The 13738-nt window shown below is 58.2% G+C and carries 8 protein-coding genes; 5 read left to right on the top strand and 3 right to left on the bottom strand.

From position 1 onward, the window contains the following. Positions 1–47: 47 nt before the first annotated feature. Together LARV_RS06260 and bglX are read right to left on the bottom strand one after the other, a co-directional pair. Positions 48–1301, bottom strand: coding sequence for an ROK family transcriptional regulator (locus LARV_RS06260; protein ID WP_083522364.1), 1254 nt, complete (start codon positions 1299–1301; stop codon positions 48–50). Positions 1302–1383: 82 nt separating this feature from the next. Beyond that, positions 1384–3477, bottom strand: a complete 2094-nt coding sequence (bglX, locus tag LARV_RS06255) for a beta-glucosidase BglX (protein WP_269084970.1) — start codon at positions 3475–3477, stop codon at positions 1384–1386. 352 nt (positions 3478–3829) lie between these two features. Here bglX and LARV_RS06250 point away from each other — a divergent pair, with 352 nt between their 5' ends. The 5 genes from LARV_RS06250 to arfB are packed head-to-tail and all read left to right on the top strand — an operon-like array spanning position 3830 to position 9402. Continuing rightward, entirely contained in the window at positions 3830–5164 is a 1335-nt protein-coding gene (locus tag LARV_RS06250) for an ABC transporter substrate-binding protein (RefSeq protein WP_075072826.1), read from the top strand. A gap of 4 nt (positions 5165–5168) precedes the next feature. Further along, positions 5169–6131, top strand: coding sequence for a carbohydrate ABC transporter permease (locus LARV_RS06245; protein WP_083522362.1), 963 nt, complete (start codon positions 5169–5171; stop codon positions 6129–6131). An 8-nt stretch (positions 6132–6139) separates the two neighbouring features. Beyond that, positions 6140–6979, top strand: coding sequence for a carbohydrate ABC transporter permease (locus LARV_RS06240; protein ID WP_075072824.1), 840 nt, complete (start codon positions 6140–6142; stop codon positions 6977–6979). Positions 6980–7009: 30 nt separating this feature from the next. Further along, positions 7010–8917, top strand: a complete 1908-nt coding sequence (locus LARV_RS06235) for a beta-galactosidase (RefSeq protein WP_075072823.1) — start codon at positions 7010–7012, stop codon at positions 8915–8917. A gap of 56 nt (positions 8918–8973) precedes the next feature. Next, the gene (gene arfB / locus LARV_RS06230; protein ID WP_075072822.1) at positions 8974–9402 is read left to right on the top strand and encodes an alternative ribosome rescue aminoacyl-tRNA hydrolase ArfB; all 429 of its coding nucleotides are present in this window, start codon (positions 8974–8976) and stop codon (positions 9400–9402) included. A gap of 3 nt (positions 9403–9405) precedes the next feature. Here the strand turns inward: arfB and LARV_RS06225 are convergent, their stop codons facing one another. Further along, positions 9406–13608 carry an alpha-amylase family glycosyl hydrolase gene (locus LARV_RS06225; RefSeq protein WP_075072821.1) on the bottom strand — a complete coding sequence of 1401 codons (4203 nt, stop codon included), beginning with the start codon at positions 13606–13608 and terminating at the stop codon, positions 9406–9408. Between the last annotated feature and the right edge of the window lie 130 nt (positions 13609–13738).

Raw genomic sequence — 13738 nt, 5'->3', positions numbered from 1 at the left:
TAGGATAATAGACACTTAATGTCTATTGTCCTATATATAAATAGCGATCAGGCCTTGCTGGCTTTATCGATCGCTTCGCCGCCGACCATGAAGGCTTCCGATTCGCCGGCCGTCTCGAAGAAATGTTCGAGCACCAGCGCGGCTGCGCCCTTGGCGACCGCCCCCTGGCCCAACTGGCACAACCGGATGGTCGTCTTGGCCAGGGATTGCTGCAGCGCGTATCGGGATACAACTTCCTCGATTCGGGTCAGATATTTCACGCCCAGGAGCAGCCCGGACCAGCCGCCCAAAAGCAATAATTCGGGATTGACAGCGTTGATGAGATTGGCAATGCTGACGCCAAGATAGCGGATGGTCTCATCGATGGTCTGGACGGCCTCTGGCTTTCCCCGTTCCGCTTCCGCGATCAGGTACTGGATAAAGGCCGCCTGGTCACCCCGCGAAGGCTGTTTTTCATCGTGGATCAACCCGCAGTACCGGTCGATGATGCCGTTCGCGCCGATATAGACTTCCATGCAGCCGTGGCTGCCGCAGCGGCACAGCGGCCCATCGACGTTCAAGGTCGTATGGCCAAACTCGCCGGCGTTATTCGAAGACCCACGAAACAGCTCGCGTCCGGTGATGATTCCGCTGCCCACGCCCGTGCCGACCAGCAGAACCGCGAGGTTGTTCACCCCCCGGCCCGCGCCGAAAAGGGCCTCGCCCATTGCCATGGCTTTGGCGCCGTTATCCAGGTACATCGGGATCGAAAGGCGCTTGCGTAAAGCGCTGGTGATGGATACGTTGTGCCATCCCCAGTTGGGCGTGAAGATCGAAACGCCCTTGGCGGGGTCGACCATGCCCGGAAAGCCGATCCCGGCCCCAATGACATCCTTTTCCTGGATGCCGGCTTTCTTCATCACCTCTTCGATGCCCTGGAGCATGCCGGAAACGATCTGGCGGGAATTGATTTGCGGTTCGACCAGCGGATACGAGGCTCCCTGGCAGGAGTTGAAAAGAATATCGAACAACTCGACCTGGATAAAGGTCTCTCCGACCTCGATGCCAAAGAAATATCCATAATCGGGGTTGATGGTAATCAGCGTGCTGGGCCGGCCGCCTTCGGAGCGCTTGATTCCCGACTCGATCAAAATCTTCTTTTCAAGCAGGGCATTGACGATATTCGTCACCGTGGCCGGGCTGATGCCGATCTGCTGGCTGACTTCGAGCCGCGAGATGGGCCCTTCGAAGTAGATCTTGCGCAGAATTTCGGCCCGGTTGACCCGCCGTAGATCTTGAGGAGTTGGTTTTTTATATTTCATCGACCCTATCCATGCAGTGAAGGAATAATTTCATCTGGATTCGTTCAATGTGAGCTCATCCATTATATACTGGCAATCCATTCTACCGGACGGCAAAATGGCCCTCGAGTCCCCGGGTTGAATCCGGCCCAATCCAGACTTTGAATTCTCCGGCTTCGAGGACCGGGTTGAGGTCGACATTGAGAAAAGCCAGCTCCCCGGCCGGCAAATCGAACTCCACCGAACAGCTCTCGCCGGGCGCGAGAGTCATCTTTTGAAAATCTTTCAGCTCCTTCACCGGTCGGGTCACCGTTCCTACCAGGTCGCGCACGTACAATTGAACGATCTCCGTGCCCGTAAAATTTCCGGCGTTCGTGAGGGTCGCAGAGACCCGCAGGAACCCATCCTTCTCCACGACCGGCGTCAGCACCCGCAGATCGGAATAGGTAAAATTCGTGTAACTCAACCCGAAACCGAATGCAAACAGGGGATCGTTGCTTTCATCCAGGTACACGGATTTATCGGCTTCGTTGAATTGAATAACGCCGCTCGATTCGGCCGGGCGTCCGGTGCTCTTGTGTGCGTAATAGACCGGGATCTGGCCCTCGCTGCGCGGAAATGAAACGTTCAGCTTCGCGGAAGGATTCACGCGACCCAAAAGAACATCACACAGGCCCTGCGCGGCGCGGGTCCCGCCGTGCCAGGCGAGCAGGATCGAAGGCACTTCCTGCGCCAATTTCAGTATTGCCAGCGGGCGGCCGGTAAAGACTGCGGCGATCACCGGCTTTCCGGTTGCGACCACGGCATCCACCAGTTCCTGCTGCCGGCCGGGCAGCCCGAGATGCGCGCGCGAATGGGCTTCGCCGCTCATGCGGTCCGTCTCACCCACCGCCAGGAGAACCACGTCTGCCTGCCGGGCAACCGCAACGGCCGAAGCCAGATCCGCAGCATCACCGTCGAACGAACAGCCCGAACAAACCCTCAGGCTGGCGCGAGGCGGCAGGTTTCGTTCGATGGCTTCATGCAAAGTCTCCACGTCCCCGGCCTTACCGTCAAAACTCCAGCAGCCCAACAGGCTTTGACGCTCATCGGCGAAAGGCCCAATCAGGGCGATTGTTTTTCCTTCCAGGTGCAAAGGCAGCAACCGGGGATCGTTCTTCAAAAGGATGATGCTTTTCGCAGCCGCTTCAGCGGCAAGGTTTAATGTTTCCGGCCGCATGAGGGAGGATGAGATCCGGGATTCTTCTGCGTAGGGGTGATCGAACAGGTCCAGATCGTATTTCAGGCGCAGAATGCGCAGGACCGCTTCATCGAGCAGCGCCTCGGGCACCTGCCCATCCCGCACCAGGTCGGCCAGGTGATAATGATAGGCGTTTCCCATCATGTCGATATCCACGCCGGCCAGAATGCTGCGTAGCGCCGCTTCTTTATGATCGCGAGCGACGCCATGAAAGATCAATTCGCCAATCGAGTCATAATCGCTGATGATGACGCCCTCGAAGCCCCATTCCTTGCGCAGGATTTGTTTCAGCAGCAGCGGGTTGATGGTGGCCGGAAGGCCGTTCAAATCGTTGAACGAGGTCATGATCGTCTTCACGCCGGCGTCGATCGCGGCCTTATACGGCGGAAGGTATTCTTCGCGCAAGCGGCGCTCGGACATGTCGGTGGTGTTGTAATCCTTGCCGGATTCGACCGCGCCGTAGGCCGCGTAATGTTTTACACAGGCGGCCGCCTGCCGCCCGGTTTCACTCCGATAACCTTGATATCCGCGCACCCAGGCCGCGCCGATTTTCGAATTGAGTAAAGGATCCTCGCCGGCGCTTTCGGCAATCCGTCCCCAGCGCGGATCGCGGGTGATATCCACCATCGGGGCAAAATTCCAGGTCGTCCCGGCTGCAATGGCTTCGGAAATGGACGCATGCGCAACGGCTTCGACCAGGTCCACATCCCAACTGCTGGCAAGCGCCAGCGGAATGGGGAAGATGCTGCGATAGCCGTGGATGATGTCATTCCCCACCAGGATCGGAATTCCCAGGCGCGATTCTTCGACGGCGATGTGTTGATGTTCGTTGATGGATCTCACATCCTGAATGGTCAGCAGCGAACCGATTCTGCCCTCCCGCAGTAATTGTTTTACATTTTCACTCCAGGAAAGGTCAGCTTGAACCATCTGACCCACCTTTTCCTTCAGCGTCATTTGGGAAAGAAGGTTGGAACAGAATTCCTCGCGGGGTAAATTTTGGGCTTCCTTTTTGATGATGGATGAAGCGGGCGACGCCATAACAGAAAAAACCTTTCTTTTGCTGGAGATTTCGTTGTCATGGGTAGTTGACAGACGATATTTTTTGATATAAAATAACCTTTGAAATAACTCATTAAATATAGCACATTCTACATCCGTGTCAATATTCATAACCCCCAGTAATTAGGTATGCGCGGCCGGCGCTGAAAATGTGAACTCCGTGACCTGACCAGATTTCACCCAAACCCGTTGCCATCGCGTATACTTAAAAATTTGAAGAAGGAGAGTAGAGACTGTGAAGAAGAAAATGTTCGTTCTTATCGGGCTCATGGTGGTCGCAAGCATGCTGTTGGCTGGCTGCGCTCAGGCGACCCCCGCGGCGACTGAACCTGCCGCAACTGAACCGGCTGCAACGGAAGCCGCCCCAACCCAGGCCCCGGCGACCGAAGCTCCGGCTGCTGAACCGGTGACCATTCGCTTTGCTCACCAGTTCTCCGACACCGAAAGCGCCAAGTTGGATGAGATTATCCAGAAATTCGAAGCTGAAAATCCGGATATCAAAATCGAGGTCGAGCGCAATAACGACTCGAATTTCTACGACAAACTGGTGACCTCGATCCTGGGTGAAGACGCCCCGGATATCGCCCGCGTAGAACCGGTCAAGGCCGCGCAATATATTTCGGCCGGCTATGCCGCGAACCTGGATGAATTCATCGCCGCAGATCTGCGCGATCAGTTCTTCCCCGGCACGCTGGAGCCACTCGTAAAAGACGGCTCGCTGTATGGTGTGCCCCAGGATGTTTCCACCATGGTCCTGTACTATCGCACCGATCTCTTCGAAGCAGCCGGCATCGCGACCCCGCCCGCAACCTGGGATGAGCTGCTCGCAGATGCCCAGGCTCTGACCAAGGACACCAATAATGACGGCAATCCGGAAGTCTACGGCATTGGCCTGTTCGGTGGATGGGGCGCTTTCGAATTCTATCCCTGGTTCTGGCAGGCTGGCGGTGTGATGCTCAATAACGATAACGGCGCCGTAACCCCCGCGTTCAACAGCCCCGAAGGCGTGTCTGCCCTGCAGTTCTGGGTGGATCTGGCCAACAAGTACAAAGTCATGCCGGTCGGTACGGCCACCTATGGCGAAGATGAGATCAAGGGCCCGTTCGTCGCCGGCCAAATCGCCATGTTCACCTCCGGTCCCTGGACGGTTGCCAGCCTGAAGGGAAATACCGAGATCGACGGCAAATGGGCCATCGCTCCATTACCCGCCGGTAAAAAATCTGCGTCCGTTCTGGGCGGCATGGACCTGATCGTTCTCGATCAATCCACCCACAAAGAACAGGCTGCCCGCTTCATCAATTACCTGTTGCAGGATGAGGTTCAGGTCGACTGGGCCAAATCGCTGGACCTGCTGCCCTTGAAGAAATCGATGTATTCGGACCCGACCTTCAAGGACGATGCCTTCATGCAGGTTTTCTCGGCCGCATTGGAGAATTCGCTTTCCCGCCCGACCATCAGCCAGGCTGGAGAAATCGATGACCTGTTCGGCAAAGCGGTTCAGGCTGCCCTCTCCGGCGGTCAGACCCCGCAAGCAGCCCTCGACGATGCAGCTGCCAAAGCTGCTGAGATCTTGAAACAATAACAGAATGTCGATCCACACGTTCAAAGGGAGCGCCTCTCAAAGCAATTTGAGGGGCGTTCCCCTCCCCCTCAAGCAATGGAAAGAATCCTTCCGCAAAAACCGGATGGGCTGCTTCCTGATATTGCCGGCTGCATTATTGCTGACCGTGGTGATGGTTTACCCGTTGCTGACGTTGGTAAGAATGAGTCTGTATGATATCGAGCCCTTGCGTCACGCGGGTGAATACTTTATCGGGTTGAAAAATTACCTGAAAATCCTTCAAGACCAGGATCTGAGCCACGCGCTGCTGCAAACGGCCATCTGGACCTTCGGATCGGTGCTCCTGCAGTTCCTCCTTGGAATGGTCGCGGCGCTGATCTTGAATGAATCCTTCCGCGGCCGGAGCCTGGCCCGCGCGCTCATCTTGATCCCGTGGGCAATGCCCAGCGTCGCCGGCGCGCTTTCGTGGAAATGGATGTACCACGCCCAATATGGCCTGCTCAACTACATTTTGGTGGGGTTACATCTGGTTTCCCACAATATCAACTGGCTGGGAGATGCCAATATCGCCACCGCGGCCGCCATCCTGACGAATGCCTGGCGCGGCTATCCATTCATGATGTTGATGCTTCTGGCAGGGATTCAAAATATCCCCACGGAACTGTATGAGGCCGCGGCGGTCGACGGCGCCACCTTCTGGCCGCAGGTCAAATACATCATTATGCCGCTGCTGACCCCGGTTATTTTCGTCGTAACCTTGCTTTCCGGGATCTGGACCTTCAACAACTTCACCTATATCTATATTCTGACCGGCGGTGGACCGGCCGGGAAGACGGATATTCTGGTGACTTATGTATATAAGAATGGTTTTGATTTCTTCCACTTTGGGTATGCTTCAGCGTTATCCGTGGCATTGTTCATTATTGTATTCTTGCTCTGCCTGGGATACATAAAACTATCGGCCCGGAACGGGATGAATGAAGGCTAGGGTAGAAAATGACCGCATTGTTTAGCAACCGCTGGATAAAATGGATTTCGATTCTGATTCTGATTCTGCTGGTCATCTTCTCGGTTTTGCCTTTCGTCTGGATGATGAGTACCTCCATCAAGAACAGTTCAGAGCTGTATACCAGCATCCCGAAATTATTTCCAGACCATCCGACCCTCGAGAATTATTCCTATATCATGAAGCGCGGATCGTTCGGCCTGTATTTTCGCAACAGCTTCCTGGTCGGCATTGGCACAACCATCGCGTCCCTCTTCGTCAGCCTTCTGGCTGGTTATGGTTTCTCGCGCTACCATTTTCCAGGCCACAAGTTCGTCCTGTTTAGCTTCCTGATGGTGCAGATGTTCCCGAGCGTTCTCCTGATCATCCCACTTTTTCGATTGATCAAAGCCTTCGACATGATGAACACCATGGGCGCGCTGGTCCTGGCAAACACGACCTTTGCCGTCCCGCTTTGCACCTGGCTGCTGAAAGGCTTTTTCGACCAGATTCCCCACGACCTGGAAGAAGCCGCCATGATCGACGGCTGCTCGCGCATCGGAGCGATGGTGCGGGTCATCCTACCCCTGGCCCTGCCCGGAATCATCGCCTCCGGCATTTATGTCTTCATCGGCTCCTGGGATGAATTGGTTTACGCCATGACCTTCACCTCGAGCGAGGCCATCCGCACCCTGCCGGTTGGCCTGTCGCGTTTCATCACCTCCTATGAAATTCAGTGGAATCAACTGGCGGCGGCCACCGTGCTGGCGACCATCCCGGTTTTGATTCTGTTCCTACTCATCCAGAAATATATCGCCCAGGGGCTCATTTCCGGTTCGGTCAAGGGTTAATGCATGCAGGTCAACTCGTCTGGAATACGCATGGGCGCTGAAACGGCGCCGTTGCTCAGCGCTGAGATTCAATTCTGGAGGTTGGACCCGGCCGATTGGGAACCCTGCCTGCTGGCGCTCAAGGATATCGGCTTCGAAATCGTGGCCACCTATTTTAGCTGGCGCCGGTTCGAACCCGCTCCCGGTCAATTCGATTTCGACGGCAGGACCGATCCGCGTTTGAATGTCAGGCGGTTTTTGGACCTTTGTCAGAAGCATCATGTCCGGGTGCATCTCAAGCCCGGCCCCTGGATTTGCGCCGAGGAAAAAAACGGAGGATATCCGGATTGGTTGATCGAACACCGTGAACTCCTGGCGCTCGACAGCAAGGGAAAGATCATCCAGGGGTATAACCCGCCCTTTCGGGCGCCGATCCCGAGTTATGCGCATCCTTTATACCGGTCCTACGCCCGGAAATGGCTGGAAGCCGTCCGCGCCGCGCTGGAGGGCTATTTCTACCCGCACGGACCCATCATCCTGGTCCAGCTCGATAACGAACCCAGCATGACTTTTCACGATCGCCTGTTCGAAGGCGATTACAATCCCAGCATCGTCGCCGAAAATGGGCTTTATCCGCGCTGGCTCGAATCCAGATATCCCGGCAGAACGCCGATTTCTTCCGCGCCGCGTTCCTTCGATCATGCTTCCACTCAGGATTTGTTCGACTGGACGGAATACAAAGAATTTCTTCTGCAGGATCACATCCAGTTCCTAAAGCAGGCTTTTCAAGGGCAGCGCCCGCTGGATGTTTTATACACCCTCAACATCAACGAGCATCCCCAGTTGGCAACCCCCAACAACTGGATGCTTCTGCAAAAGGCCTGTGATTTCATCGGCTATGACTACTACTTCATTCCGCCGTTCAAATGGCAGGATTGTGTGAACATGGCCTTTGCCATCAGCTACAGCCAGGCCGTCGCTCCACTGGTGTGGGCGCCGGAATTGATGGCCGGCATCTGGATCTCTCCCGGAGTGGATGAGGACCACCCGGGCTTCGGATTGTCGGATCTGGCATTCTTCCAGTATTCCGCCTTCGCGTTGGGTTTGAAAGGCGCCAACTTCTATATGGCGGTCAACCGCGAGAACTGGGCGGATGCGCCCGTGACCGTGGCAGGCCGACCCGGAAGCACCTATTCGAGCGTCAAAAACTTGATCCAGCTCCTCAAACGAATTCCGGATTATTTTTCCCTCCAGAAGAATTCCCAGGTCGGGGTTGTTTTTGCGCACCGCGATGCGCGCCAGGATTACATCCAGAGTGCGCGAAGCGCGGATAGCCCTGAAACCCAGACGATGAATGGCTATCAGCGATTTCGCGCCGCGTTCGATGCCCTTTTCACGGCGAATTTCAACCCGGCTATCATCGATTTCGACCTTCCGCCGATTGACTTGGACCAATTCGAAGCGATTTACTACACGCCGAAGGAAGACATCCAGCCTCAGGTCCTGGCCCAATTGCTGGATTACGCCGCCCGCGGTGGAACCTTGTGCATTTTCGCGGCCGATCCCGGGCCATTCCTGGCGGCGGCTGGAAAATTCCAGGCTTTATCGAACGCAGAGTCTCAACGCTATGGCGAAGGCAGGATCGTTCTGGATCCGTCGAATACCGGCCAGACCAGCGCTGAAAATATCCGTGACCGGCTGGCGCAATGGTCCATCCGTCCGGAAATTTCGCCGACCGCCGGGGGAGTGATCACGACGATCCATGAGAATGCATCCGGGCGGGTCTGTTTTGTATTGAATGCAAACGCCGCCGCGCTGGATTGCGAATTCGAGATCCGGGATGCCGGAATTCACCAATGGGTTTCTCTCATGGGTGATCAGCGCAGTGTTCCGGTCGTGCAAAACAGGTTAACCCTGGCCCTGCCCGCGCGCTCCGTACAGGCATTTCGCCTGCAGTAAATTTCATCCCCCGGAATGTTGGCGCAGGCCGGGGTGAATTCAGATATACTTATCGCATGGTCGAGATCATCCCATCCCTGCAGCTTGACGAAAGCGAACTGCAATTCGACTTCATTCGTTCGGCCGGCCCCGGCGGACAGAACGTCAACAAGGTCAGTACGGCCTGCCAGTTGCGCTGGGACGTGCGCTCCACGCCTGCCCTGCCGCCGGAGGTCAAGGAACGCCTAATGAAACTGGCCGGCAGCCGTATGACCGATGAAGGCGTCCTGATCATCGAGGCCAGGCGCTACCGCACCCAGGAGCAGAACCGCCTGGACGCCATCCAGCGGCTGATCGCGCTGGTGCAAAAGGCGCTCGAAAAGCCCAAAGAACGCAAAAAGACCCGCCCCAGTGTCACGGCCTCGGCTGCGCGCGTGGACGATAAGAAACGGCGCGGCGCCGTCAAGCGCACGCGCCGTTATAACCCGGCGGATTGGGAAGATTAAATCTTAGTTGGGGCAACCTCCCAGGTTGCGCCAGTTCAGAACGGTATCATTGACCGTCATATTCCCGTCGGCGCCGTAACTCAGCGTCAATGTACGGTTGGCGATTTCATCGCAGGCCGCGCCTTTCTCCACGTAATCCCAACTGCCCAGCGTGTATTTGTATTCGATCTGGGTGGTCTCCTTGCCGCTGAGCGTGATCGTCCAGTGGGTCGCATCCACCTGCGTCAGCACCACGCCGGCCGGGTCCCACGAGGGCAGACTGCCATCCAGGCGGTCCAGCGAACCCGCGATGTAGACGCTGCGGTCGACGGGCGTCGCTGCCGGCACGGTCACGTTGAAGGTTACCGTCACCGTGCGCAGTTCAGCGGTCGCCTCGACCTCATTGGAGTATCCCGAACGGTTGAAGGACAGATCGACCGAACGGACGACATAGAAGTAGGTGGCGCCCTCACCCACCGACGTGTCGCTGAATTGGGTCGCGCCCACCACCAACCCCAGCAGCAGGTACGGGCCGCCGCTGGAATCCGAGCGCAACACCTCATAGCCGTACAGCGTCGGGTCGCCTGTCACCCCATCCCAGGCCAGCTCGATTGCCGCCGGTGAAGCCGATTCGGCGCGCAGGTTGGCCGGCGCTGCCGGCGGGGTGGTATCTCCGCTGCTGGCAACGGTCAGCTTGCCCGGGTTGGGTGGCAGAGTTCCGGCCGCGATCGGGCCGCTCTGATCCGCATACAGCCAATCCCGGCCGTTCGTGGTCGAGTAACGGAACAGGTAATCAAAGACGCCCACGCTTTCGGGCAGCAGGCTGGCCATGAATTCGTCATTGTTGCCCGCGTTCATGTTGAAAGCGGCATCCACCCAGGTCCAATCCGGATTGCCGGCCGGGTTGCTGCCCTCGGGTCCAAATCCGAGCTGGGCCATCAGGCCGGGCGTTGGGCCAGGCTGGTTGGTGACGCCGTCGATCCAGACCTGCCCGTAGGCGGTATCGGTGCGGTCGACGGCACTGATGGTATGGGTCATGCTCGGCGGCCACTGCAGGTTGGCCCAGCCGATGGTGTAGTGCGGAATGCCGCTGGCTTCGGTGGAGTACGCGCTTTCATTGCCCGCGCTGTCCAGTGCGGTAACCACGTAAAAATACGGACGGGTGTTCATCAGCCCGCTGTCGACGAAGGTTATCCCTGTGATCGGTGCCTCGTTCGCCCTCACCCAGCCGCCTCCGCTCAACGGGCTGCGGTAGACATTGTACCCGGCCGCGCCGGCCACGGCGTTCCAAGCCAGGGACAATTGGCCGTCTCCTTCCTCCACCGTCAGCCCGGTCGGGGCGTCCGGCGGCAGCAGATCGACCGCGCCGCTGGCCAGAAGCCAGGCGCTGCGCGGGGCAACCCACACGTTGACCATGCCGTTCTCCGAAACCGTCGAGAGGGCGCCGCCGTTGCCGACCTCGTACAACGAGTTGAACGTCACGCCGTCCGGGAGATAGCCGGCCACCGGGATGTCGACCGTGCGCGCTTCGGTGCTGCGGTTGATCACCACCAGCGCGGCCTGATCGGTCGTCTTGCGCCCGTACGCCACCGTTTCAGCGGCGTCGTCCGCCAGCAGCATGCGCAGGTCGCCGGCCGTCAGCGCCGGATGGGTCTTGCGGAGGTTCGCCAGGGTCTGGTAATGCGTGAACATCGTCAGATCCGGGCTGCCGCCCTTGTCGGCCCACGGATAGGTGCGCCGGTCATCCGGATCGTCATTGCCGGTCAGGGCAACTTCATCACCGTAATAAATGGTCGGCGCGCCGGGCAGGGTGAATTGGATCAGCGAGGCGATCTTTTGCTGCTGTTTGCCGGCTGCCAGGTTGGCGGCGTTGAACTCCTTGTCGGCGCGGTTGGCCAGACCGGGCGTCAGCGCCCACAGGATGCGCACCGTATCGTGGCTGTCGAGCAGGTTCATGGTGGAATACAGCACACTCTGCGGGTAATCTTCCTGGATGGAGGAAATGCGGGCCGCAAATTCGCTCGGGCTGATCTGCCGGCCGCTGTCGCCAAAACCCTTCGAATCGAAAGCTCCGGGCGTCAGCAGGCCCAGCACGGCATCCCGCAGGCGGTAGTTCATGGTGGTGTCGGCCCGATCGCCGCGCAGGAAGCGCAGCAGCGTGCTGTCCTTTTGCCACAACTCGCCGATGATCAAGGTATCGGACGATTTGGCCTTCACCACCTGGCGGAAGCTTTCCCAGTAGCCGTTCGGGAAGGAAGAGTCGCCCATCACATCCAACCGCCAGCCGCTGGCGCCGTTCACCAGCCAGTAACGCGCCACGCTGTCAGCGTTGGTCAGGAAGTAAGCCTGCACTTCGGGGTTGGATTTGTTCAGCACCGGGATGGTGTCGAAGCCAAACCAGCCGTCGTAAGTGGCCGAATTCGGACCGCTCGCTCCGGCGCACGGCCCGGTTCCGGCCGCCACCTCATGGAAGGTAAACCAGCTTCGATAAGGGGATGCCGTCGATTCGCAGGCGCCCAGCGTGCTGTAGTGATGGTAACGGTCGAAGAAGGCGCTGTCGGAGGACATGTGGTTGTACACCCCGTCCAGGATGATGCGCACCCCGAGCTGGTTGGCGTGTTTGACCAGGTTTTCCCAGTCCTTTTGCGTGCCAAAGTAGGGATCGATCTTGTAGTAATCCTGGGTATCGTAACCGTGATTGGAACCCGAGTCGAAGATCGGGTTGAAGTACAGGGTATTGACGCCCAGCGACACCAGATAACCCAGGTTCTGGTCCACGCCCTTCAGGTCGCCGCCCATGTAATCCCGGCCGCGCGGGGTTTCGGGCTGACCTACGCCCCAGGCCGGCGGATCGCCAAAGCGCCATGGGCAGTTGATCAGCGCGTCGCTATAGCCCCGGCAGTAGCCTTCGGGCAGCGTGTTCCAGGGGAGTTTCAGGACCGGATCGTCATAGCGAACATCGCCGGTTTTCGGATCATTATCGGCGCGCCCGTTGCGGAAGCGATCCGGGAAGATCTGGTAGATCACGGCGTCCTGCGCCCAGTCCGGCGCGCTGAAGGACGGATCGTAAACCATCAAGGCGTAGCTGTTATCGATCGGATCGTCGCTGGGGCTGCCCAGGCCGCCGTCCAGCGCCGTAGTATTATCCGCGTAATACACCGTCTTGGTGCCGTCGGTGATGATGAAGCGGTACCACAGGTTGTCCGGCTCCTCGTTCGGCAGCGCCGCCTGCCAGAAGTCGCAGCGGTCTTCCTCAAGGCCGGCCTGGTAACACGACACGTCGCCGGCCGCCAGCGCCATGCTCTCGATGCGCTGCGAACCGGAGTTCAGATCGTAGATGCGCACCCTGACGCTGTTCACATCATTGTGGAAGGTGCGGAAGCGAAGCAGCACCGGCGTTCCGGCCGCAACCGCCCCGCCGGGCGTGCGGTAGAGCGTATCGCGTGAGTCATGCCGCAGGCCGTCCCATTCCACGTTGTTGTCCAGGCTTGGGCCAGGCGACGTCACTGTGATGGTGAGAAGATGCGTGCTGCCGACGTAGCTGAAGTCCACCGTCGAATTGGGCACAACGACCGCAAAGGGGATATTAGCGCCGTCGCGCGCCCCGCCCGCGCCGTAATTTTCGGACCAGGATTCAGCGATGGCCGCTTTGGCTTCATAATTGCCGGGCGGCAGAACGGTGGTGCTGAAGGTATACGTACCGTCCCCATCCACGTCCTGCAGCCAGGAACGCAGGCAGCCCGGATCCCAATCGCCCGCGCAGCCCAGTTCACTCTGAAAATTGCCGGGCACGGTGGCGATGATCGAGGTCACGTTATCGGTCACCCAACTGGATTTGTGATCGTAATAAAACTTAACCGGGGTGGACGCGCCCAGGCTCAGTGGAATATTTGCGCCGTCGCGACCGGCATGCAGGCCGTAGTTTTCGGCCCAACTGTCGTTGAGCGCGGCCTTATATTCCCAGGCGCCGGCCGGAACCGTCCAGGCTGCCTGCCAGACGTCGTCGTTCGCGTCATAGGCCAGGTGCGTGGCCGCGCAATCCGCCTGCCAGTCGCCGGGGCAGCCCAGCTCGGATTGCAGCGAGCCGGCGATGGTTACCGCGGTCGGGTCTGGCGTGTCGGCGGCCTTGACCGGCGTCGCAGAGGACAGGGATATCAAAATACTAACGACAACCATCAGGTTCCAGCACAGATTCAGAATCGTGTTCGAAGAATGGTGCGCATTCATTTACTTGCTCCTTTTTGGATCCCTGAAAAAAGAGCGGAAGAACCAGAGGCTTAAAATAAAACAGCCAACTGATTTCCCTCCTGAATGTTGGCGGTCAGGCAATTCGATGCAGGCTGATACGTGCCAGTAA

This window comes from Longilinea arvoryzae, assembly GCF_001050235.1.
Lineage (GTDB): Bacteria > Chloroflexota > Anaerolineae > Anaerolineales > Anaerolineaceae > Longilinea > Longilinea arvoryzae.
Note: the sequence above shows the minus strand (reverse complement) of the source record. Positions and strands in the feature narration are given on the sequence as shown.